The sequence below is a fragment of the Sphingobacterium sp. UBA3519 genome (assembly GCF_002377215.1).
Lineage (GTDB): Bacteria > Bacteroidota > Bacteroidia > Sphingobacteriales > Sphingobacteriaceae > Sphingobacterium > Sphingobacterium multivorum.
Genome location: NZ_DFPI01000022.1, coordinates 100,019 through 123,970, shown reverse-complemented (window position 1 = coordinate 123,970; position 23,952 = coordinate 100,019). Strand labels below are relative to the sequence as shown.

16 protein-coding genes are annotated in these 23,952 nt (G+C 39.7%); 8 read left to right on the top strand and 8 right to left on the bottom strand.

Features of this window, described 5'->3' with window-relative positions; translation table 11 throughout:
• Positions 1-24: 24 nt before the first annotated feature.
• Positions 25-6,024 carry an alpha-2-macroglobulin family protein gene (locus B3297_RS11565; protein ID WP_286778923.1) on the top strand — a complete coding sequence of 2,000 codons (6,000 nt, stop codon included), beginning with the start codon at positions 25-27 and terminating at the stop codon, positions 6,022-6,024.
• 77 nt (positions 6,025-6,101) lie between these two features.
• Here B3297_RS11565 and B3297_RS11560 read toward each other — a convergent pair whose 3' ends face one another.
• The 5 genes from B3297_RS11560 to B3297_RS11540 form a co-directional block, all read right to left on the bottom strand.
• Positions 6,102-7,538: a TolC family protein gene (locus B3297_RS11560; protein WP_070566915.1), complete on the bottom strand. Its 1,437-nt coding sequence runs from the start codon at positions 7,536-7,538 to the stop codon at positions 6,102-6,104.
• Positions 7,531-10,692 (bottom strand): efflux RND transporter permease subunit, encoded by a 3,162-nt coding sequence (locus B3297_RS11555; protein ID WP_286775143.1) that lies wholly within the window; start codon positions 10,690-10,692, stop codon positions 7,531-7,533. Before B3297_RS11555 ends, B3297_RS11560 begins: the two co-directional genes overlap by 8 nt.
• 16 nt (positions 10,693-10,708) lie before the next feature.
• Positions 10,709-11,788 carry an efflux RND transporter periplasmic adaptor subunit gene (locus B3297_RS11550; protein ID WP_254667720.1) on the bottom strand — a complete coding sequence of 360 codons (1,080 nt, stop codon included), beginning with the start codon at positions 11,786-11,788 and terminating at the stop codon, positions 10,709-10,711.
• A 111-nt stretch (positions 11,789-11,899) separates the two neighbouring features.
• Entirely contained in the window at positions 11,900-12,322 is a 423-nt protein-coding gene (locus tag B3297_RS11545; protein WP_070566908.1) for a hypothetical protein, read from the bottom strand.
• A gap of 346 nt (positions 12,323-12,668) precedes the next feature.
• Positions 12,669-12,893: a YdeI/OmpD-associated family protein gene (locus B3297_RS11540; protein ID WP_070566906.1), complete on the bottom strand. Its 225-nt coding sequence runs from the start codon at positions 12,891-12,893 to the stop codon at positions 12,669-12,671.
• Positions 12,894-13,112: 219 nt separating this feature from the next.
• Between B3297_RS11540 and B3297_RS11535 the strand changes: the two genes are divergently transcribed.
• From B3297_RS11535 to B3297_RS11505, 7 genes are all read left to right on the top strand, one after another.
• A complete protein-coding gene (locus tag B3297_RS11535) occupies positions 13,113-14,138 on the top strand; it encodes an NAD(P)-dependent alcohol dehydrogenase (protein ID WP_070566904.1) in 1,026 nt (341 codons plus the stop codon).
• Positions 14,139-14,364: 226 nt separating this feature from the next.
• Entirely contained in the window at positions 14,365-15,216 is an 852-nt protein-coding gene (locus tag B3297_RS11530) for a universal stress protein (RefSeq protein WP_070566902.1), read from the top strand.
• A 197-nt stretch (positions 15,217-15,413) separates the two neighbouring features.
• The gene (locus B3297_RS11525) at positions 15,414-16,226 is read left to right on the top strand and encodes a glycoside hydrolase family 16 protein (RefSeq protein WP_070566900.1); all 813 of its coding nucleotides are present in this window, start codon (positions 15,414-15,416) and stop codon (positions 16,224-16,226) included.
• 49 nt (positions 16,227-16,275) lie between these two features.
• Positions 16,276-17,010: a YoaK family protein gene (locus tag B3297_RS11520; RefSeq protein WP_286778922.1), complete on the top strand. Its 735-nt coding sequence runs from the start codon at positions 16,276-16,278 to the stop codon at positions 17,008-17,010.
• A 32-nt stretch (positions 17,011-17,042) separates the two neighbouring features.
• Positions 17,043-17,882, top strand: coding sequence for a helix-turn-helix domain-containing protein (locus B3297_RS11515; RefSeq protein WP_112375861.1), 840 nt, complete (start codon positions 17,043-17,045; stop codon positions 17,880-17,882).
• 67 nt (positions 17,883-17,949) lie between these two features.
• Positions 17,950-18,564 carry a DUF417 family protein gene (locus tag B3297_RS11510; protein WP_046675093.1) on the top strand — a complete coding sequence of 205 codons (615 nt, stop codon included), beginning with the start codon at positions 17,950-17,952 and terminating at the stop codon, positions 18,562-18,564.
• Positions 18,565-18,730: 166 nt separating this feature from the next.
• Positions 18,731-19,138, top strand: a complete 408-nt coding sequence (locus B3297_RS11505) for a hypothetical protein (protein ID WP_139145018.1) — start codon at positions 18,731-18,733, stop codon at positions 19,136-19,138.
• 58 nt (positions 19,139-19,196) lie between these two features.
• On the opposite strand, the gene B3297_RS11500 is transcribed toward B3297_RS11505, so the two are convergent.
• The 3 genes from B3297_RS11500 to B3297_RS11490 all read right to left on the bottom strand — a co-directional run bounded on the left by B3297_RS11500 (position 19,197) and on the right by B3297_RS11490 (position 23,517).
• Positions 19,197-19,373 (bottom strand): DUF6496 domain-containing protein, encoded by a 177-nt coding sequence (locus B3297_RS11500; protein WP_167450483.1) that lies wholly within the window; start codon positions 19,371-19,373, stop codon positions 19,197-19,199.
• A 110-nt stretch (positions 19,374-19,483) separates the two neighbouring features.
• Positions 19,484-21,292, bottom strand: a complete 1,809-nt coding sequence (locus B3297_RS11495; RefSeq protein WP_083295991.1) for a glycoside hydrolase family 2 protein — start codon at positions 21,290-21,292, stop codon at positions 19,484-19,486.
• Between the two features lie 185 nt (positions 21,293-21,477).
• Positions 21,478-23,517, bottom strand: a complete 2,040-nt coding sequence (locus tag B3297_RS11490; RefSeq protein ID WP_070566893.1) for a M13 family metallopeptidase — start codon at positions 23,515-23,517, stop codon at positions 21,478-21,480.
• Positions 23,518-23,952 lie beyond the last annotated feature (435 nt).

Genomic DNA, 23,952 nt, shown 5'->3' with positions numbered 1-23,952 from the left:
AAGAATTTAGCCAGTATCTTAAACATGAAATGGAAATCAATTGTTGTATGCTTTTTAGCTGTTCTGTATTCCGTGGTCCTTTGTGGGCAATCGACCTTATTCAATAGTCCGCGTGGATCTTCTGACTATTATATTTATAAACTGAGCCCAGAAGTTTTAAGAAAAATTCACTTGGGAGAGAAGAAATTCGATGAAACTATGCTCAGCGATTTTTTTCTTAAGTATAAGGCCGGAAGTCCACAGCCGACTTTACCTCCTGGTAATTATGTCCAGGTCCGCGCCAGTGGAGCTGATCTCATCTATCAGGAATTGATTAGTGATAACCTATATGTCAAGATTATCCCAGCAGAAACTTTTGCGATTTGTCTATACGATTCGCTGGGAACGATTATAAAAGATGCACAAGTAAAAGTGAAGGGACGTCGCATGTCATTTGATAAGAAGTTTCATTACTATAAAGTTGCCAATGCAAATAATGACGATATTGTCAGTATTGAACATAAGGGTGTCTATCATTACCTGAGTGTAGAGCGGAGTTGGCCTTACAAAGACAGGGTTCCATTATGGAAAGGGATCAAAAATAGCTTGCTTAGAACAAAGTTTAAGATTAAGAGGTTCTTTCATAAACAGGAAACTGAACAGACAGAAAGCTTTATGGTTTTTAACAAGCCAATGTATAAGCCAAATGAGCAGGTTAAATTTAAAGCTTATCTTGAGGAAGAAAAATGGAAACCTTACCGTGATTCTATTGCCGTACGTCTGACAGGTGGATATGGGTATGCCAAAGATACCGTTTTGACCCGACTTGCTCCCTATCGTCCGGGAATGTACACCTTTGAATTTAATTTGAAGGGGCTTGGCCTTATCCTTGATAAAGATTATGGGATCTCTTTGGAATCTACAAAAACCAAAGTCGTCTTGCATCAACAGTCTTTCCGATATGAAGATTATGAGTTAAAAAGCCTAAGTTTTAATATGACGTCCGAAAAGACGAAATATGCTAAAGGAGACAGTGTGCGACTGAAACTAAAAGCTTTAAATGAAAATGAAATGCCCATATATGATGGGAAAGTAGATTTGCGTGTTGTGACAAGTCCACTTTATACGCTTGATGTAAAAGCCAATAAGGTTAATTTTATTCCAGATACTTTATGGCAAACGAGCGTTTCGCTCGCAGATGTGGCGGAAAAGGAAATTGTATTACCCGATTCAATTTTTCCGGCTGACATTGGTCTTACATTTCGGGCTATTGGCACTTATCTAAGTTCAGATAATGAAAGAATTGAACGAAGTCTCGACCTCAATATACTCAACAGCGAAAAAGAAATTCGTATTGCTGTAAAAGACGGGCATGCAGAGCTGAAATATTTCGAAAAAGGTGTTGCGATGCCAACAACTGCTCAGCTAATGATATTAGGTGAACATCGCGAAATGCTGAAGACTGAAAATTTGAGTTTACCTAATTTGGTTTCTATACCCTGGCAGGCTGAAGAAATTGTTGTCAAGTCGAATGGATTGAGTAAAAGTGTATATTTAGAGGATCAAGAACAGGCACAACTGAATTATCGGTTTTATCGAACTGCGGATTCGGTGATATTGCATGTCAATAATCCCGCTATGATTCCATTTTGGTATCGTGTCCATCGTGCTGGTCGTACGATTGCTTCGGGTTATCATACCACGTTAAATAGTAAATTTTTAGCCCGTGGAAAAGACGGGTATAGCATGGAGATCACCTATCTTTTTGGAGGAAAATCAAAAGTTATCCAGGAAGAATTACCCTATGTGGAGAAGAATTTAAATTTGGCAGTCAACACGGCGACGACAGTTTATCCGGGGCAGAAGGCTGACGTGGAACTTTCGGTTACGGATAAGAATGGTAAACCTTTGAAGGATGTTGATATTATGGCCTATGGTTTTACCTCAAAATTTAGGTCAGCAACCGCTCCAAATATTACTATGGGTGGTCTGATGCGAAGGGCAAGAGTCTCACAAAATCTTAATTTTAGTTTGGATGATGATGAGAAGGCACATCAGGGAGCTCTTCAAAATTGGGTAAAATGGTCTAGAGACATGCAGTTGGATACGATGGCTTTTTATCGGTTTTTATATCCCAAAGATTATTATCAGGAGTCTCTTCCTTTAGATGCTGTCAAGAGCCAGATTTCCCCTTATGTCGTTGTAAATGGTGTAGTGCAGGGGATACATTTAGTCTGGATAGACGGTGTACTGACTTATGCTAAACAAGACCAACAAAATAACAATACTATTTTTGAAGTTTCTGCGGGGCAGCATGATTTTAGATTTAGGACCAAGGATCGCGACATTCGTGTAAGTGGCTTTTATCTTGAAAAGGGGAAAAAGGTCATTGTTTCCTTTAATGCCTCACAGGATACGATTGGTTTTACCTACCCCGAAAAAGCATTCAGCAAAGGCCAGATTTTGGTTTACCGATTACCTAAAGAAGAACGTGGTAAGCTCTACACTAATGAATTGACTGAATTGAAGCGCCAGTTGATTACAGTAACCAACAATTTTGGAGCCTGGCAATTACCCAATAATCATGTGTTGATTGAGAGACCAGCATATATCCAGACAGCTGGAGATCTCTATTACCTCAATCCCCTTAGAAAAACCGTTTACGATAGTCGTTTGCGTACACAGGTTCCTGTGCCACTGATGGTAGGACCATTTCCAAGGACAGAAATTTATAATGGTGTGTCCAAAATAGGTACGCTCATGGTTGACACAGCGAAAATTGGACGTTTTGAAATTGAGGGGGGCTATCAATATAGCATCTATAAAAATTATCAAAAGCAAAAAAGCTGGGATGGCAATCCTATGCGGATTGATCTGTATGATTTCAAGCCAAATTTAGATTTTCAGGAGAAGATATGGTCATTGGAGGATATCAAGTCAAACGTAGAACGTACTTTCAAAGAGATCATGCAAAATAGCACGGGACTAGCACAATTTGCTACGGTGAAGAAAGGAAAAAATGAGGCTATTTTTAAATTGAATTTAACTTTGGGCAATGATGTTGAACAGAAAGGCATTCGGCCTACATTGATCTTTATTGAACCGACGAATGTCGAAGAGAGAATGTATTTTCGACTATTTTACGGTGGACATCGAACTTTTGGAGATCTTCCAGTCGGCGATGTTACATTGCATATTGTAAAGGATGATTCAACTTCTTTTAGTTTGCCAATCAAACTCAAAGCCAATGGGATGAATTATCTCCGGCTGGATTCTATTCAATGGAGCAATGCATCCCAAGCGGCAAGATTGGCTTACAAACTTGTACGTGATGAAATTATTGTGCGTACCTTAGAAAACCCATTGCGGGATTCTATAAGCCATGGGCAAGAGATTGTTCCGCAGCTCTTAAAAATAGACCGGGAAGATTTTAGAACGAAGAGAAAGAATAATAAGGTCGCCAGGGTCTTAGTTTATGATGGGGATACGCCATTAATTGGGGCTAAGGTGAGTGTTCCGGATACCAAAAAACGATATTTCACAAGCTTTGATGGTAGTGTGGAACTTGAGCTCTCCGATGACAAAAATACGGTACTTGAGATTGCTGCTTTAGGGTACAATACCGCTACGGTCAAAGTCTCCAGTGGCAAAGATTATTTCGTGGAATTAAAGCCAAGCGAAAATCAATTGGATGAAGTGGTTGTTGTGGGGTATGGCGTCCAAAAAAGGCAATCATTGACTGCGGCAGTGAAATCGATCAATGCTAGGATGGATGGGGTGACTACAGCTATGCTGCAGGGGGCTGTAGCAGGGATTCGTATTCGTGGCGCTGCTCGTCCGGCCCCCAATGAAAAACCATTGATTTTAGTGGACGGAGTCCCTTTTGAAGGTGATATTTCAAGTCTTGATCCATCGACTATCGCGTCATTGAATGTGATTAAAGATCAATCTATGCTGGGATTGTACGGTGCGCGGGCCGCCAATGGCGTGGTGATGGTTCAGATGAAAGCTGGAGCATCTGCGACATCGACAGGTGCTGTGGATATGCCCTATTTGGAATCTGGAAATACAATGCGCGTGAACTTTCGCGATGATGCATTCTGGCAGCCAAAGCTAACTACCGATGCTCAGGGAAAAGTTAATTTTGAAGCGACCTATCCGGATGATATTACCAATTGGCGAACATTCTTTATCGCTAAAGGAAGTAAAAATTTCGCCGACATAAAAGAGCTAAATGTCAAATCCTTTAAAGCTGTTTCGGCACATTTGGCGACTCCCCGATTTGCCATCAGAAGTGATCAGTTTACAGCCATGGGAAGGGTTGTTAATTATCTTAGCGACAGCTTGCAGCTCTTGCGTACCATCAACAATGGGCTGACAACGCAGGAGGCAACGTTGAAAATTGCGAAGTCCTATCGGGATCCTATATCAGTTATTGCCGCTCAGGGGGACAGCGTCCAACTTGCTTATTCGATCGAATTGTCAAATGGATATTTTGATGGTGAAAAACGTAGCATTCCGATTTTTGAAAAGGGGCTTGAACAACATGAAGGAGATTTTAAAGTACTCAACAGTACCGCAGAATATTTACTAAAAACTTCTCCAGCACTAGGCGAAATCACCTTGCATGCCGAAGCAAATTCGCTGGAATTTTTACAACGGGAAATTGAATCGATCGATCGTTATAAATTTCTATGCAATGAACAGATGGCTTCCAAATTGAGCGCATTACTTTCCAAAAAAGAGCTGACAAAATTGATCGGAAAGCCCTTTACAGAGGATAAGAAAATAAAGGATCTTTTGAAGGAGTTACAGAAAAACAAAAATTCCAATCAGGGCTGGGGTTGGTGGAACAAAAGTGAAACTGTGACCTGGATCAGCAACTATGTGATCGGGGTACTGTTGGATGCCCGAGAAGCCGGCTACCAGGTTGAGATCGATACGGAGATTTATGCAGAACGTGAAAAGACCATGTTGAAAAGCAGCTTGGCTTCGCTGGATGTTCTATTGGATAAAGATAAGCTTCACGGGGCCAAGGAGAATTTGTTTAGCTCCTTGATATATCTACTCCGGTTGGATACTAAAGCTGATTACAAAGATTATTTCTTCGAAATCGACACAAAACTGAAAAGTAAAACCATTAAGGATAAACTGTTGAAATATCTATTGATTTCAAAACTGGGTCTTAAGGATTTACATGCTGCAGATACCGTTCTTAAATACGCGTCAAAGGCTGTCTTAGGTGGGCTCTATTGGACTTCTGGAACTACAACAGATCAGAAAGGCGGATTTTTTATGCGCCCAACGGAAACCAATACCGTGAATACATTGTTGGCTTATGGTGTCTTAAAATCAATCGGTGGTCATGATTCAGATTTAGAAAATATCCGTAATTACTTTTTCGCGCAGCGGCAGCAAAACCAATGGTATAATATCTACGAATCTTCCCGTATCATACGAAGTATTCTTCCTGATGTACTGAAAGAGGGTGAATCTTTCCAGGCACCGGTAATGGTCATCAATGGCAAACGCGTCACTGCATTTCCGTATACGCAAAGCTTTAAGTCGGATGAGCAGATTAAAGTGAGGAAAGAAGGGACGGGGCCGGCTTTTGTGACGGCTTATCAAAATTTTTGGAATCCCAATCCAGCTGTAGAAAAAGAAAAGGGCTTTGCCGTGGCAACGCGATTTAAGGACAATGGTGCTACGGTAGCGGCACTCAAGGAAGGGAAGCCTGTAAAACTTGAAGCAAGCGTAACATTAACTGGTGAAGCTGAGTATGTGCAGATTGAAGTTCCGATACCGGCGGGATGTTCTTATGAAACAAAAACCAATGGATACTATAGAATCGAGGCGCACCGAGAGCATTTCAAAGATCGTGTCGTCATTTTTTGCAACAAACTGGGGAAAGGTACACATACCTTTGAGATCGAACTTTTACCTCGTTATACCGGGACTTATACTGTCAACCCCGCGAAGGCTGAATTAATGTATTTCCCGACATATTATGGAAACGAGAAAATGAAAGAAATCGTGGTGGAGTAAGTGTATTGTTAAAATAAAAAGGGACTTATCACATGATAAGTCCCCAACATATAAAAACTAAAATTAAAAGTGCGCTATTAATGATCCCATCCGCCTCCTAGGGATCTGTATATCGCTACGCTTGCTTTGAGTTGGTTGACCTTCTTCTCAACGAGCTCAAATTTAGATTCCAGGGCATCGCGTTGCGTTAGCAGAACTTCCATATAATCTGCGCGAGCGTATTTAAAGAGGTCGTTGGAAATACCGATAGACTCATTTAATGCATCAACTTCCTTGGTCTTAATTTGTAGGCCATTCTCCAGATTTTTAATTTTGGAGAGTTGGTTTGCAACTTCAATATATGCAGCCAATATGGTCTGTTCATAATGGTAAACAGCCTGAACCTGTCGTGCATTGGCATTATAGTAAGCCGCCTTGATCGCTCGTTTGTTAATCAGGGGCGCAGTAAGTTCTCCAACGAGCGAAGCCAGAAATGATTCCGGCTTAACGAGATAAGTTGGATCAAAGGCCTGAAACCCTACACCAGCAGCAATATCCAAGGATGGGTAAAAGCGGGCTTTAGCCGATTTTATATCCAGTTTGGAAGCTGCAAGTTCATACTCCGCCTGCTTAATATCGGGTCTGTTTTCTAATAGCTCCGAAGGAATACCTGTGTAGACGGTTTGAGGAACAAGCTTGTCAAAAGAGGCTTGGTCTCTTTGAACCGGCTGCGGGAATCTTCCAACAAGGTAGTTTATTCTATTTTCTGTTTCTGTGATCTTCTGCTTGATATCATATTGCATACCTTGGGTTTTCAATATCTGGGCTTCGAATCTTTTGACCGCTAATTTATTGGATCGCGCATTTTTCTTCAGGTCATTCACGACGACAAGGGCGTCGTTTTGAATCTTTACATTCTCATTGATAACCAGGAGTTCGTTGTCCAGCGCCAGGAGTTCATAATAAGAATCTGCAATTTCAGCGATTAGGTGAGTTACCATAAAGTTTTTGCCTTCCACGCTGGCAAAATACCGTTGCAGCTGCGCTTTGGTCGCATTGTGAAGTTTACCCCAGATATCTGTTTCCCATTGTGCCTGTACACCAACTCCAAAATCAAATAGCGGTTCAGGCATTTCACGTCCGGGTTCGATTTCTGTATTCTTTTCCATCGCTCCAATGTTTGTGTAGCGACTTACTTTGTCGACCCCCGCGCCAACTTTTACGCCTACGGAAGGTAGATATTCACCTTTTTTGGCGCTTACCTCATTTTTGGCTATTTCAATTTCCTGAAGCATAATATGTAGCTCCTGGTTGTTTGCTAGTGCCTGACCGATCAGTCCTTGTAAATTGGGATCGCTGAAATAGCTGTTCCATTTTATTTTTCCTGTATTCGCGGTGTCGCTGTCAGCATCGCCATATTTATAAGGAACGGTTCTATTTTCGGCACGTTGTTTTATTTCCAGTGGTTTGCAGGCTGCGAGACTGAGCAAGAAAAGTGCAAAACCTGTATAGTGATATAATCTATTCTTATTCATAATGTATCATGTCTTCGCTTAATGGTGATTCGTCTTCGGCTTGGATCATTTTTCTTCCGTCAGCCAATTTTGCAAAAATGTAGTAAAGTCCGGGAATGACAATAACGCCAAAGATTGTTCCGACAAGCATACCTCCCAGTGCTGAGGCACCTATGGTGTGGTTACCGATAGCTCCCGCGCCGCTGGCAAAGACAAGTGGTACAAGTCCCGCGATAAATGCAAATGAGGTCATGAGAATTGGTCTGAAACGCGCTCTTGAGCCCTCAATAGCTGCTTCCAATATGCTATCGCCAGCTTGGCGCCTTTTCACGGCAAATTCTACGATAAGCACCGCATTTTTACCCAATAAACCAATAATCATGATCAGCCCGACCTGTGCGTAGATGTCATTTTCAAGACCCATTGCCTTTAATAAAAAGAATGATCCAAATACACCCACGGGTAGCGACAACAATACCGCAAACGGAATGATAAAGCTTTCGTACTGCGCAGCAAGTACAAGATATACGAAGACTAAGACGACTAAAAAGACATAAACGGCTTCGTTTCCACGTTGGGCCTCATCATAGGACAAGCCCTCCCAGGCAACTTTATAGCCATGTGGTAATGTTTGAAGTGCAGTTTCGTTGATTGCCTGAATAGCGTCGGCTGTTGTATATCCATTTGCCGGAAGTCCACGGATGGCGGCCGAATTGTACATGTTGTAACGCGTGATTTCGTTTGGTCCCTGTGTTTTTTTTAAGGTCATAAAGGCCGAATAAGGAACCATCTGGTCATGATCATTTTTGACGTAGAGGTTCATGATATCGGAAGGTAGCCTTCTAAATTCTGGTGAAGATTGTACATAGACCTTGAAGAATTGACCGAAACGGATAAAACCCTGCTCGTAGGTACTACCGATAAGGATATTGAGGTTGTCCATGGCTTTACCAATGGAAACGCCTTTTTGCATGGCGGCGTTATTGTCAAATACCAATTCGTATTGTGGGTAATTGGCGGCAAAGAATGTAAAGACTCCGGTGAGTTCCTTACGTTTCTTTAGATTAGCGATAAACGCTTTATTTACTTTATCGAAATCTTGGTAATCGGTGGTTCTATTGAGGTCCAGCAGGCGCATGGAGAAACCTCCTGAAGAACCAAACCCTGGAACAGCGGGAGGTTCGAAGAATTCAACCGTTGCACCAAGATTTTTTGATTTTTCTTCAAGTTCTTCCATGATCTCTTTAACGGAGTGTTCACGTTCACCCCAGGTTTTGAGGTTGATAAGACAGGTTCCGGCATTCGATCCACGGCCTTCGGTCATGATTTCATAACCTGCCAGTGATGAGACAGATTCTACGCCATCTACCCCTTGACAGATCTTTTGGAGCTCTCTGGAAAGCTTATTGGTCTGTTCCAATGTTGATCCCGGAGGAGTCTGAATAATGGCATATATTGTACCTTGGTCCTCACTCGGTATAAAACCTCCTGGAAGCGTTTTGTTAATGACGAAAATTCCGACACAGAAAGCTATTAAGATACCCCATGTAATCACTCTTCGGCTGGCAATTTTACGAAGTAAGGAGGCATACTTGCCCGTTATTCTATCAAAAGTACGGTTAAAAAGGTCGAGCGATTTAGTGAATACGTTTGATTTTTTTGGTTTACCATGGTTGTTTTTCAGGAGCATCGCGGCAAGCACAGGAGTAAGGGTTAATGCGACTACTGCAGATATCACGATGGAACTCGCCATGGTAATTGAAAACTGACGGTAAAATGTTCCGACAGGACCTGTCATAAATGAAATGGGGATAAAAACGGCCACCATAACAGCTGTAATAGCGATAATAGCACCTGCGATTTCGCCCATGACTTCTTTTACAGCGCTGTATGGCGATATGGCACTTTCTTCCATTTTGGCATGTACTGCTTCAATGACCACAATGGCATTGTCCACGACAATTCCGATGGCAAGCACCAATGCAAACAAGGTAACTAAGTTGATCGACATACCGAACCATTGGATGACGAAGAATGTACCTATCAGCGAAACGGGCACGGCGATGATCGGAATCAAAGTCGAACGCCAGTCGCCAAGGAAAATAAACACAACAATGGCAACTAAAATAAAAGCATCGCGTAGAGTATGCATCACCTGTTCGATAGAAGCATCCAGGAATTGGGATACGTCATAACTGATTTTATAGTCTATCCCTGGAGGAAAGTTACCTTTCATCTCCGCAAGTTTTGCCTTCACATCTTTAATAACGTCATTGGCATTACTACCATAATTCTGTTTCAACACAATTGAAGCCGAGGGATGCCCGTCTAAATTGGAATAGATGTCAAAGAACTCACTACCCAGTTCGACTTTAGCTACGTCTTTTAACTTGATGTTTTCACCGTCGCCGTTTGCGCGAACGATAATATTGTCGTATTCTTCAGGTGTATTGTATTGCCCTTTATAGGTTAGGACATATTCGAGGGATTGCGCTGCAATACCCGAGCTTTGTCCCAGTCGACCGGGACGGCCGATGATACTTTGTTCTCCTATCGCTTTCATCACTTCATCAACTGACAAGCTATAGGCGCGCATGCGATCGGGATTTAACCAGACGCGCATGGCATATCTACGGCTACCTAAGATTTGTGATTTGGCGATACCATGAATACGATTGATTTCAGGAATGATATTTACAGTTGCATAGTTGTACAAGAATTTTTCATCCATGCTTTTGTTTGTACTGTAAAGATTCACGTACATCAGCATACTGGGCTGAATTGGATTGACGACGACTCCTTCCTTTTGAACAAGTTCAGGCAGTAGTGGCATAACTTGATCCACCCGGGTTTTGACCAGTACGACGGCATCGTTGGGATCTGTTCCTGGATCAAATACGACGTTTACGGTTGCTTCACCGGCACTGGTCGCATCGGTTGCGATATAGCGCATTCCCTGTACACCATTGATTGCATTCTCCAGTGTAATCAGTGAGGATTTTACGAGTACATCGGCACTTGCACCAGGATAGGCAATGGAGACCGCCACTGTAGTCGGTGCGATTTTTGGAAATTGCTCAGTAGGAAGTTGCTTTATGGCCAAACCTCCGATAAATAGGATTACAACCGATATGACAATAGCAAATACCGGTCGATGTATTACTTTTTTAAACATAATGCTGCTTTTTTAATTACTCTGCATATAAATCTAAGTTTGACATGACTTTCTCCGGAGTCTGATATTTGGATTCAATAGTCTGGTTTTCCTGTACCATGCGAAGTCCATTCAGCAGAATCTTTTCGTCCTTGCCCAATCCGGAAGAAACAACATAGATATGCGGCAGTTCGGCAGCAACTTTTATTTCTCTTGCTTTTACTTTATTATCTTTTGTAATAACGTAAACATATTTTTTTTCAAGCTCCTCGAATGTAGCTTTCTGCGGTATCATAAGCGCGTTATTATAGGGCGATGTAATGACGATATTACCTGTCTCGCCATAACGCAATAATCCCTTTGGATTTGGAAAAGTCGCTCTATAGGCAATATTTCCAGTTTCATTATTGAAGTCTGATTCAATTGTTTCAACAATACCCTCATGACCGAATTCTTTTCCATTGGCCATGTTTAACCGTACATGCAGCGGGCTGTTGTCTTGTTTTGCGTCCATTTGATTGAGGTATTCGACTTCGGGTACATTGAAGTAAACCCACATTTTACTGTTATCGGACAGCTCTGTGATCAACTCACCTTCATCGACAAGACTTCCTTTACGGACATGAAGCTTACCAACGATTCCGGAAAACGGTGCTACGATATCAGTAAATTTGAGATGGGTATTCATAGCGGCTAACTCAGCTTTGGCTTTTTCATATTTTGCTTTTGCCATTTCAGTTTCCTGCGGAGCGACAATATCTTTTTCGGACAGATTTTTGGTGTTCTGATATTCGATTTCAGCATATTTTACCTCTGCTTTAGCACGATTAACATCGGACTCATAGAGGTTGGGCATGATTTTAAAGAGGGGTTGTCCTTTTTGTACAAATTGACCTTCATCGACAAATATCGATTGAATGTAGCCTTTTTCCTGTGCGCGCAATTCAATATGGTTGATCGAACGGATTTGGGCTACATAATCTTTATTGACAATTGTATCTTTGACCAAAGGAGTAGTGACATTGAAAACTGCAGCTTCTTTTTTGTCTTTTTTTTCTGACTGACAGCTTGTCGATAGAATAATAAGGCACAGGCTTATATACATAAAGCTTCTCATGACCATGATAATAGTTTTCTAATTATTTTCGAAAAATTGAACAATAGTGTGACCTGCTTCCAAATGGTTTTGAAAGCTATTTTGAGGTTTTTTTAAGAAATTATTAAAAAATCACAGCCTGAATACACTGTAATGGATATATAGGGCGTTTTTTCGTGAAGTAAGCTGGTTGGAATTTGCAAGCGAAACTGCTGTGCGTGTATTGTGAAATTCGGGATGGATATAAGAGACTAGATTTCCAAAACCATCTCCTTTAAGTGCGAATAAGTTAGGGCTATTGGAATCGCTTCCCGTGTCGTCGTTTTCATTATCATTTTCTGAAAAATAAGCCCTTAATTTTTCATGTCGAGGACGTTTAGTTTTGCGAATAACTTTGGTGTCATAATCTTCGCTTTTTACTTGCTTGTTGAAGTGATTGACAGCGTGAAGATTGCAGGAGGGAATATTATTTGGTGTTGGCACATGATACCAGCCAAAACTGATAAGTATTGCGCAAACTACGCCGAACAGATATTGATGGAATTTTCCTTGCATCCTTGAAAGCAAATGTAATTAAACTTTAAAAATGATACAAGTGATTTAGGTATGGAAATTTTAAAGTTTATGTAATATTGTTACAAAGTGTTTAAACTGACGGTGTTTTAGTGGTTAATTGTGTAAAAATTACTTAAATTCCGTTTTTGAAATTGCGTTTAGGATATATTTTTAAAAAATATGACCTAAATAGCTTTAGTTTTCTTTAATTGGTTGTGTTTTTAGGTGTTTTTCGGGGTGATTTTCGTTGTTTTTTTAGTTTGGCTTAATCTATTCTTTCAATTGAGTAAGAATGGCTTGCAGTATTTTTTGATAAGTGACCACCTTAATATCCAATTGGGCTATTCTAAACGGTTTTTAACGTTTTCTGATTATTTCGTAGCATTTGTATTGCTTTTTCAGCTCTTGTTTTTCGGGTTTGTTCCTGTTTTGCTGATCCAACCCAATCACAATAGCCTTGTTTGTATGATTTGGAAAGTGTTTCAAAAAAAGCATTGGCTTTTTCGTCCGTATCCAACAATTGTTGGAGTTCCATAGTAACGCCTTCAATATGTTCACCTTTTTTTAGCATGTATTTTTATCCTTTGATTCCCGATAAAAATACATAAATATCTTCGAGTTGCCGGCCTTTATTGCATGAATACTTTTGACTTGCCCGTTAGGTAATACGATCAGGGGACTGCAATACTTTTTCTTGGAATAAGACTTACATGTTGCCGCTGTCTTCATATGCGTTGAAACATATATCGTTCTTATTTGTAGTTCTATTAGTCAACAAAAAATTTTCAATATGAAAGCAGTACGTTTTTTTGGGCATAAAGATGTCCGCGTTGTGAATGATCTTGTGAAGCCCGTTCCTAAGGGCGATGAAGTATTACTAAAAATTGGTGGTGCAGGTGTTTGTCATTCTGATCTCCACATTATAGATGAGGGGACCGTTGTAGGTACGGTATTTACCTTGGGACACGAAAATGCGGGCTGGATTGAAGAAGTTGGATCGGATGTAAAAGACTATAAAAAAGGAGACGCGGTACTGGTCTATGGCCCTTGGGGCTGTGGGCACTGTAAACCCTGTCAGCAATCAAAGGAAAATTATTGTGATCACCAGTCGGAAATGGCTTATGGTGGTGGGCTAGGCCTTGATGGAGGGATGGCGGAATATATGCTTGTCCCTTCTTCGCGTTTACTGGTCCCAATTTATGACTTAGATCCAGTTATTGCTGCGCCATTAACGGATGCGGCACTTACTCCTTATTCGGCGATAAAACGTTCGATAGGCAAATTGACAGCAGATGAGTATGTGGTTGTGATCGGAGTTGGAGGTTTGGGCCATGTTGCCTTACAAATACTAAATGAAGTAAGCGCGAGTTCAATTATCGCCTGTGATGTCACCGAAGAAAAACTAGCCTTTGCTAAAGAACTCGGCGCAGCCTATGTGGTTAATTCGAAAGATGCAAATGCAGCCGAACAAATCAATAAGATTACTGGCATAAAAAAAGCTAAAGTAGTGATTGATTTTGTCGGCGCAACATCGACTATAGATCTAGGAACAAAGGTTGTTGGTTTGGATGGTGACCTGACAATTGTTGGATTAGGCGGGGGACACTACCAGTACAATATGTCGGGGCTTCCTTTTGGTGTGAGTATGACAAACCCGTATTGGGGCTCTCGGGTTGAGCTTATGGAAGTTGTAGGTTTGGCTAGGCAAAGGAAGATTCATATTGAAATTGAGCAGTTTAAGCTTGATCAGGCTAACGAAGTTTATGATCGAATGCGCAACGGTAAGATCAAAGGAAGGGCTGTACTGATTCCTTAGTGAAAAAAAAGTCTATCTTTTTGGTAGTTTATTTTGGATTTTATTTTTTTGATGCTTATCTTTGTTGTATCATAATTTAGGTTTATAATTGGTTATTTAAGGTTTTCATTCTCCCCGTTTGAAAACCTTTTTTTTAAGTTTCTCTTTTGATTGATTATTAAAAACCTTCTGCCTTCTTTACTGTTGTAATACTAATAATCCGCGCTGATTTATCTGCAAAATATTTATGGACAAAACAATTCTCGTACTCACCGATTTTTCTGAAAACTCATGGACTGCTATTCGATATGCGGCGAATCTGGCTAAAAAATTTAATTGGACAGTAGAACTTCTGCATACTTATACCATCCCAATAAAAGACAGTGTCCATGCGAAAATGGAGAATATGTTTTTGAAGCCTCAGAAGGAAGAGGCTGAAAGCATGCTCAAGGACTGGCAGATACGTATCGACGATGAATTTCCTGATCTCCGCTGTAAAACCGTAAGTTTGGCCGGCAACTTGGAAAAAACGGTACTAAACTTACTACAAGAAAAGGAATATCATTTTATCGTCATGGGAGCTAAAGGTAAAGGTATGATACAGAAAGCTGTCTTGGGAAGCAATACCTTCGCCCTGATAAAAAAGAGTCCAATCGGTGTCTTGGCAGTACCCATCACTTTCCAAAAATTTGGGTTGCAAAATATCGCATTACTGAGCAATTTTAAAGCGTCCGAATATGATCTACTCGACAGTTTCACCTTACGTGTACCGGAGAAATTTAATCTCAGCCTGTTGCACGTAACACAAAAGTATATCTCTCCAAAACAAGAAGATATTGAAGACTGGAAACAAAAGTTATCCGCCCAATTTTCGTTTAATAAAATTGATTATGTGGAAAAAAATGCGGTCAATCGTTTAGATTACAATATGCCTATACCACGTTGTATCGACTACATGGTGGAAATCGAAGCTATTGATCTTTTACTTGTGTCGTACAGTCCTAAAAGTTTTTTCAAAAGTATATTTTCCCGAAATCTTACGAAAGCAATTTATCGCAACCTGACTGTACCTACCTTTTTTAAGCGTAATTTATATTAATTGCGGGTAATCTCCTCCTGCTTATCACTTTCCATTGGTTGATAGTACACGTTTTAGTAAAGGGAAAATGATTAAACTAAAGTTAGTAGTCGCGATTTTATAATTACTAACGGAGCTTTAAATTGCGTCTCCGATGTGAGGTAATCTATTCATATTTTTCATTAGCTTTATCAATAATTGTATAAAATATAAACATAATGAGCTTTTGGATACTTCCTTTGATCGCAATACTTTCCGTAAGTCCCGATAGTACACATGTAGGAGAATATAAGTTTGCTGAAATGCCCAGTTGGAGTGATGAGTTCGATTACGATGGTCTTCCGGACGCAAAAAAATGGGGATATGATGTAGGCTCCTTGCATAATGGTTGGGGAAATCATGAACTTCAATACTATACAGATGCAAACAGGAAAAATGCAAGTGTTGCAAATGGTGTTTTACGTATTACTGCAATAAAAGAACAATATGAAGGGTTGAACTATACTTCTGCTAGGCTGGTGAGTAAAAACAAGGGCGATTTTCTATATGGTCGATTTGTAGTCCGAGCCAAGGTGCCGAAAGGGAAAGGTACGTGGGCAGCCGCTTGGATGTTACCGACAGATTGGGTTTACGGAGGATGGCCACATTCGGGAGAAATAGATATCATGGAGCATGTCGGTTATGACGAGAATGCAATACATATTACCGTTCATACAAAGGATTATAATCATTCTATCGGAACTCAAAAAGGAGTGATGAAACGAATTGATCAGGCAACATCGGAGTTTCATAATTATCGGATAGACTGGACCCCCGAGTATATTCGTGGTTTCGTGGATGATTTACAGATCTACAGTTTTCCAAATGAAGGAAAAGGCAATGGCGTGTGGCCATTTGATAAAAGATTTCATTTACTATTGAATCTGGCCGTTGGTGGAGATTGGGGCGGTGTGCAAGGCGTCGATAGCAGCGCATTTCCTGCAGAGATGGAGGTGGATTATGTCAGGGTATATGATTTACTGAAACCTTAAATGAATCTTGTTTTCATCTATTTTCTCTAATTTATAAAGATTAATTCAAATGTTTAGGCATCAAGGGAGAGGAAGGAATTATATTCATAATTTAAAGTTAGCCTCTATTTTATCTTGTGTGGCGGGTTTGGTCAATATTACAGGTGTTCTTGCCGTTAGCACTTTAACAACGAATGTCACAGGTCACTTCGCATTTTTTTCAGAACAGTTGATTTTAATTAATTATAAGATGGCTTTGATTTATCTGTTATACATTGCTTTTTTTTTAATGGGAGCTACCGTTTCAGGTTTTATTGTAGAATTAGCTTCAAAAAAGAAATCACATAACGCTTATATCATTCCAATTTGTATGGAGTCTATTATCTTAATTAATGTAGGACTGCTCCCAGCTTTATTAAAAGCAGGGCCAACGTTACCAACCATAATTTCATTTGCCCTGCTTTTTGCTATGGGACTTCAGAATGCCCTGGTAACGAAGGTGTCACAATCAGTTGTCAGAACGACGCATTTGACGGGATTGTTTACTGATCTTGGTATTGAAATCTCGCAGTTACTTTTTTATAGAGAAATTGCTGAAAAAGTGAAATTACACAAAAGTATTTTTCTTAAGTTGATGATTATTGGAGGCTTTTTTATTGGGGGAGTTGTAGGCGGCTTTATGTTTCAATATTTTAAACTGAAAACATTATTGTTACCGGCTAGTATGCTTTTATTTGCCTTATGGTATGACCATATTCTACTTAAGTTTTATCATTTGAAGCGAAGCTTAAGACCGGATGAATAGGTTCGATTAAATTCATATTTTAGCTTAATAACATGAACTATTCCCATATCCTGTTTGAAAAATTAGTATTATCTGCCGGTAGATTCAACATTAGTGAACCATTGTACTGCATTCTTTTATTTGAGAAAGCGACGAGTTTTTCGGTTGATTTGGTGACATACCATGCGGATCCTAAAAGTGTTTTGTTTTTGTCTCCCTATCAGTTGTTTACGATGGATGTGGTGCAGAAAAGTACCTTTAGTGTGCTAAAATTTCACGGCGATTTCTATTGTATAGAATATCATAAAGATGAAGTTGCCTGTAATGGAATTCTATTCAACAACATCTACCAGCAACCTCATGTGTTGCTCTCAACAGCTATTTATCATGAGATATCAACTATCATGGAAAAAATAGATCAGCTCAAAATGTCGTCGGAATCCTATGATCAGTCATTGAGCAGAACCTATTTACAGCTGATTTTAGCGCTGGCGAGTAGACAAAAGCTACTTTTTAACGACCTACAAAAACCGTATTGGGCTCATAGAGATATTATTGATGACTTTGAGCAGTTTTTGGAAAAGAATTATAAAGCGCATAAAGAAGTTACCTTTTATGCAGCGAACTATGGTTTAAGTCCAGCCGTTTTTACGAAAAAAATAAAATTGAAATGGGGAAAATCCCCTTCAAAGTTGATCCAGGAACGCCTCGTATTGGAAAGTAAAAGACAGCTCCATTTGACGGCCAAAAGTATTAAAGAAATAGCAGCCAATTTGCAGTACAAAGACGAGTTTTATTTCAGTAGATTTTTTAAGAAGATGGTAGGCGTATCTCCTAAGGTATTTCGGAAGCGGGTCGGTTTATCAATTGTTGCCGAAAAGTCTATGTTATAGATCTATTTGTCCATGTTGTGGATTTAAGCCATTGTTTAGTTTTGCATGGTATTAAACAAACTACGTTATGGAGAAAATAATAAAGCTATTGGCAAAGTCACAATATATCTTTACAAACTTTGCTAGAATTTCAATTTTTATTGTGATGGCATGGATTGGAGGATTAAAAGCATTTCAATATGAAGCTGATGGTATAGTTCCTTTTGTTATTAATAGTCCGGCAATGCGTTTTTTTTATCATAATACGGAAAAACGGGTGTTGGATAAAAACGGAGAGCTAATACCGGAATACCAGTTGTTTAAAAATCCGGAGGGTCGTGTCGTAAAGAAAAATATTGCATGGCACCAAGAAAATGGAACTTATATTTTTTCTTATATACTTGGCTTTGTAATTGTTTCAATTGGTCTGATGATATTTTTAGGTATCTGGTATCCTAAAATCGGAATTTTTGGGGCATTGTGTACCGTGCTTATGTCATTGGTTACACTTTCTTTCCTGATAACAACTCCAGAGGCGTTTGTGCCAAAGCTAGATGGAGATTTCCCGTCACCTAATTATGGTTTTCCTTATTTATCCGCGGCCGGTAGATTAGTCCTGAAAGATGTAATTATGCTTGCAGCAGCATTGATCATTGCAGCAGAAAGTGCCAGCCGTCTGATAAAAAAAACGAATATAAAATAGAGACAGATAGTTTTTGTATGTGAATTAGCAGCAGGTTGTTTGCTGGAGGCGATCACTACTCGGGGTAAATCCACCAACTTTTGGAAGGTATCTTTCATGCCAGCTGTATTTTGGCAGCATCTTTGTGTCTCGTCGTTAAACTATATTGAGTTATACCACGAACGATATGAAAATAATACGAACGACCCTTCCATTTCTTCTGTTTAGTTTCATCCTTTTAGTTGGATGCAACAATAATCAACAGATCAGGATGATTGATAAAGATGGTAACACACATTTGTTGACAAGAGAAGGTGATCGAAAAGGAGAATTGGGACTGCAGCGTATCATCGCTCGTGGCAATGATACAGTAATAACGATTGATGGTGCAGGTCATAAAATGATATGGACAGCTTCAGATGTGACCAATATTGATACAACAAAGATTCAATATTATCTCAAAAAAAGAAATGGAAGCAGTGTTCATATTTATACACCCGTAGATGTAAATCAAAATTTTATAGATGTCGAGGATAGTCAAAATGTTTTGTCAGATCCTTATGATGGTACAGACAAGAAAAAATCCCTACTGTAGATTGCCGCATGAAAAAGCATAATTTGGGCTAAAGAGAAAATCCTAGCAAGTTTACTTGCTAGGATTTTTTTTTGGGTACTTTGGCACCTTCTTTTTTTGCTTCGGAGAGGCCGATAGCAATCGCCTGTTTTCGTGATGTTACCTTTTTCCCGCTACCAGATTTTAATTTTCCTTCTTTCATTTCGTGCATCGTCTTTTCAACTTTCTCAGATGCTTTTTCTGAATATTTTGCCATAATAGTGTTACCCGTTGATCTGTTATTAAACACTTCTGCAAAAAGAACAGCTGTTTCAGTTGAATCGTTTGAAAATTCTTTGAGAGCGAAATAGCGAACATCTGTATCCGCTAATTCAATTCATTTCCAGCTTTAATCACGGCTTGGTTGACTGCTTTTATTCTTTCAAGATCCATTTTTTGTATTTTACGGTCGTAAGTCAATAGGCCATTGACTTCATGTTCCACATCGGTAGTTTGCGTATAAATAGCAACACTCAATCCTTTGTATCGGAGCAATTGTTCGACATTATCCATTAGGAATATATAACGGTCTGTGAGTGCCTCTATAGTGGGTTCGTAGGCATAGGCATTGTTTTCGACAGGCCACATGTGACCGCGGACAAATAAGCCTACGCCACCAAACTCTCCGAGGGAAGCTGCCCTTTTCGAATCAGGTTCTGAGGCACCCTTTGGGCCAACATAGATATGGGTGTCAACAAAATCTCCATTTCCGGGGTCACCATAAGCTTTTTGGTAAGATGGATTGTTGTTAAATCCCGAATTACCGTTCACTAAACGTGAAGGGTCATATTGTTTGGTCCAGTCGGTAATATTGCGTACATCGAAAGCGCCCCAATTTTCGTTAAAAGGAACCCAGGCGATAATGGATGGCGAGTTGTAGTGGTCGTCAACGATGGCCTTGTATTCATCACGAAATGCTTTTCGATAAATCGTAGTATCTTCTTCGGGATACCAAAGGCAGGGCATATCTTGCCACACAAGCAGTCCCATTTTATCTGCCCAATAATAGAACCGTTGGGGTTCGGTTTTCATATGCTTACGAATAAGGTTATAACCAGCATTTTTGGTAAACTCGATATCATATTTGAGAGCTTCTTCCGTAGGTGCTGTTAGAATACCATCGGGCCAATACCCCTGATCCAGGAGACCGAGCTGCATCACAAATTTGTCATTCAAGAGCGGCCTTACAATTCCGTTTACCTTACCAAGTTTAATATCACGCATACCAAAATAGCTCTTAACCTCGTCAATGATTTCTCCATTCTTCCCATGTATACTTAATTTTAAATCGTATAAAAAGGGGGAGTCAGGAGACCAAAGTTTTGGATTTTCTACCGGGATATTAAATTCCATGCCCGACTGAATTACCGTTTTTGAAATTTCTTTTCCCTCTGAAGAAACGATGGCCGTAACTTTTGCCTTCGCTGTGCTAGTGACCTGTATTTTTAGTTGTTTTTCTGCTACTTGAGGCAACAATTTGATTCCCTGTATATGGTTTTTGCTTACTGGTTCCATCCACACAGTTTGCCATATGCCAGAAGAAAATGTATAGTCGCCTCGAGGTCCATTTTTGCCCGAAGGATACTTACCGTCGTTCTTGTCATGCACTGCGACGACAATGTTATTTGGACCGGCCTTTAAAAACTCAGTGATGTTGATCCAGAAGGAGTCGTAGCCACCTGAATGAGTACCAGCTTTTCTACCATTTACAAATATAGTTGCATCGTGATCCACTGCACCAAAATGGAGTATAATATCTTTCCCTTTCCAATGATTAGGTAGCTCGAAATTTTTACGATACCACAGATTAATTTCTTGTTTGCGTTGTATTCCGGATAAATAGGACTCTGGACAATAGGGGACAAGAATGCTTTCTCGGCTGTGGTCAAAGGAAATTGGGACAGCAGGATTTAGTGCGTTCGGAGCATCCTTTCCACCTATATAATCCCATTTACCGTTGAGACATAGCCATTCATTCCTTTCCATTTGGGGACGTGGATATTCGGAAAGTGGGATTTCTGTTTGCTTGGCTATTGCTGTCCATGGGGTTGAAAGCTGTGGCTGTTGTGCCAAAGCATTAAGCCAACCGAAGAACGATAGTGCCAGCACAAAAATTGAGGTTTTGGTTTTTATCATGGTATACTTCTTGGTTTTTCAGAATATGAATATAAGTATACTAAAATGATTTAGTGAATTATAAACAAAATGTTACTAGTGGGGCTTTCGATATTGGGGTTGGTTGGTTCACAAAAGAAATAGATATTGGATTAAAGAAAATTACAGGAGCTGCCTTTTTTGAGACAGCTCCTGTATAATGCTTATTACCAGATTTTAATTCTCTCTTCTGGACTTTTGTAAAGTTTGTCACCTTGTTTAACATCGAAAGCTTTATAAAAAGCGTCAACATTGATCAATGGACCAAAACTTCTGAAATATCCTGGAGAGTGTGGATCAGTTTTAACTTGGTTGACCATATATTTTTCATTGGATAGGGTTCTCCATACCGTTGCCCAGCTTAGGAAAAAACGTTGGTCTTGTGTGTATCCACTTATTTCACCTGGGTTTCCCTTATCTTTTAAATATAGTTGAAGTGCATCATAAGCAATGTTTACACCTCCTAAATCCGCGATATTTTCACCGTTTGTAAATGTTCCGTTGACGAAAGTGCCTTTTACAGGTTCATATTTATCGTATTGAGCTGCGAGTGTTTTTGTTGCTTTTTCAAAATTGGCTTTATCTTCTGGTGTCCACCAGTCGACCAAGTTTCCATCCGCATCAAATTGCGCTCCGGAATCGTCAAATCCATGGCTCATTTCGTGGCCAATTACAGCACCTATACCACCGAAATTAACCGCGGCGTCAGCTTGTGGATTGAAAAATGGAGGTTGGAGAATTGCTGCTGGAAACACGATCTCATTGTTTACAGGATTGTAATAGGCATTTACTGTTTGTGGAGTCATTCCCCATTCTGATTTGTCTACTGCTTTTCCGATTTTCGCCAAATCTCTTTCATATCGCCATGTGGTGATACTTTGCAAGTTAGCATACAGGTTTCCACCTTTGTTTTCCGATAGAATATTTAATTTAGAATAGTCCTTCCATTTGTCAGGATAGGCAACTTTTACGGTAAATTTATTTAGTTTTTCAAGCGCTTTAACTTTGGTGACAGAGGACATCCATGTTAAATCATTGATATGAAGTGCGAAACTTTTCTTTAAATAGTCAATTAATTCCACCATTTGCGTTTTGGCTTCTGCAGGAAAATATTTTTCAACATATAACTTCCCAAAAGCTTCCCCTAAAGTGGAGTTGATAAGTTCAAATCCTCTTTTGTTTAGTGCTCTTTGCTCTTGCTGGCCTCTTAAATATTTCCCATAAAAAGCAAATCGCATATCTCCCAGTTCTTCACTCAAATAAGAGGCACTTCCATTAATAAGATGAAACTTAAGGTAATCTTTAATGACAGGAAGGTTCTGGTTGCTGACCAATTTGTCAAAGTTCTTATAATAACCTAATTCTCCGATGATTACTTTTTCTGTATTGACGCCAACTTTTTTGAGGTACTCAGGTAGATTTACATTTTTGACTAGAGCAGATAGCTCAGCCAAAGTCTGCGGGTTGTATTGTAATGTATTATCCCGGCTTTGTTCATTGGTCAGGTAGGTTTTTGCAATGCTTTTTTCGTAGTCAACAATCCCTTTTGCAGCAGTTTCAGCATTTTTATACCCCAATTCCTTTAACATGGAAGCTACATACTTTTGGTATTCCGCAATTGCTTCGGTATTTTTTTCATTTTCTTTTTGATAATAATCTCTTCCCAAACCTAAGGACGCTTCTCCTAAATAAACCGCGTTCATTTTAGAGTCTTTTAAATCAGCACCGACCCCCCAGCCGTAGAAATTATTCTCACCTTCTTTGGTTACGGAAGTTAAATAATTCTGAAGATCTTTTAGGTTCTTTATCGCATCGATTTTGCTTAGATTTCCCTGGATGGGCTTAATCCCATCGGCATTTCTCTTCTGCAAGTTCATATAGGAGGCGTACAAGTCCTGTATTTTTTTGCCCTCACTTCCTTCAGGAAATTTATCTTTTAAAAGTGAGTTCAGAATTTTCATCGAATTGTTGTCCGTATCTTCTGCCAATTTATTGAAGCTTCCCCAAGTGGGTTTGTCGGAAGGAATTTTAGCCGTTTTCATCCAGGTTCCGCTTACGTAGTTGTAAAAGTCATCCTGTGGACGTACAGATTTGTCCATTAAGCTCAGATCAAGTCCTTTGTCGGGTACTGTACCTGCTGTCTGTGCTTCCGCATGCTGTGTGTAGACTCCAGCCAAGAAAATTAGGGCGAGTGTTAATTTTTTCATTGTTGTTTTAATGTTGTATGATTTTCAATAATTCAATCTGGGAGTACGCACAAATTACGGATAAAATAGGTTATGTTATTTGCTCCGTGTAATTCGATTTGTAGCAGCCATGTCAATAATTAGCTGTGATTTTTTTAAAGCTAAAAAATCATTTACACAAATGACGGAAAATTCTAATTCAGCAACAAGTAAATCTGTGCATAATCTATAATTTTATTATACATTGACCTATGATTTTTAATGCGATCTGTTAACTGCTACCTCAATAGAATCCAAATTTCTTTCCGAATGCAAGTATCGTATGCTGGTTCGTCAGGAAATGATTGCATTTCTTTGGAGCGCGGCTGAAATATAAATCTACATAAATTGATAGATTAATTAATCACCTTAAAGCTTCCACAGTGGAATTTAGAAAAGCCGTGCGCGAATTCACTA

Excerpts from the sequence above, each read along its gene's own strand:
- B3297_RS11565 (WP_286778923.1), top strand. The coding sequence starts at position 25 with ATGAAATGGAAATCAATTGTTGTATGCTTTTTAGCTGTTCTGTATTCC.
- B3297_RS11560 (WP_070566915.1), bottom strand. The coding sequence starts at position 7,538 with ATGAATAAGAATAGATTATATCACTATACAGGTTTTGCACTTTTCTTG.
- B3297_RS11555 (WP_286775143.1), bottom strand. The coding sequence starts at position 10,692 with ATGTTTAAAAAAGTAATACATCGACCGGTATTTGCTATTGTCATATCG.
- B3297_RS11550 (WP_254667720.1), bottom strand. The coding sequence starts at position 11,788 with ATGAGAAGCTTTATGTATATAAGCCTGTGCCTTATTATTCTATCGACA.
- B3297_RS11545 (WP_070566908.1), bottom strand. The coding sequence starts at position 12,322 with ATGCAAGGAAAATTCCATCAATATCTGTTCGGCGTAGTTTGCGCAATA.
- B3297_RS11540 (WP_070566906.1), bottom strand. The coding sequence starts at position 12,893 with ATGCTAAAAAAAGGTGAACATATTGAAGGCGTTACTATGGAACTCCAA.
- B3297_RS11535 (WP_070566904.1), top strand. The coding sequence starts at position 13,113 with ATGAAAGCAGTACGTTTTTTTGGGCATAAAGATGTCCGCGTTGTGAAT.
- B3297_RS11530 (WP_070566902.1), top strand. The coding sequence starts at position 14,365 with ATGGACAAAACAATTCTCGTACTCACCGATTTTTCTGAAAACTCATGG.
- B3297_RS11525 (WP_070566900.1), top strand. The coding sequence starts at position 15,414 with ATGAGCTTTTGGATACTTCCTTTGATCGCAATACTTTCCGTAAGTCCC.
- B3297_RS11520 (WP_286778922.1), top strand. The coding sequence starts at position 16,276 with ATGTTTAGGCATCAAGGGAGAGGAAGGAATTATATTCATAATTTAAAG.
- B3297_RS11515 (WP_112375861.1), top strand. The coding sequence starts at position 17,043 with ATGAACTATTCCCATATCCTGTTTGAAAAATTAGTATTATCTGCCGGT.
- B3297_RS11510 (WP_046675093.1), top strand. The coding sequence starts at position 17,950 with ATGGAGAAAATAATAAAGCTATTGGCAAAGTCACAATATATCTTTACA.
- B3297_RS11505 (WP_139145018.1), top strand. The coding sequence starts at position 18,731 with ATGAAAATAATACGAACGACCCTTCCATTTCTTCTGTTTAGTTTCATC.
- B3297_RS11500 (WP_167450483.1), bottom strand. The coding sequence starts at position 19,373 with ATGGCAAAATATTCAGAAAAAGCATCTGAGAAAGTTGAAAAGACGATG.
- B3297_RS11495 (WP_083295991.1), bottom strand. The coding sequence starts at position 21,292 with ATGATAAAAACCAAAACCTCAATTTTTGTGCTGGCACTATCGTTCTTC.
- B3297_RS11490 (WP_070566893.1), bottom strand. The coding sequence starts at position 23,517 with ATGAAAAAATTAACACTCGCCCTAATTTTCTTGGCTGGAGTCTACACA.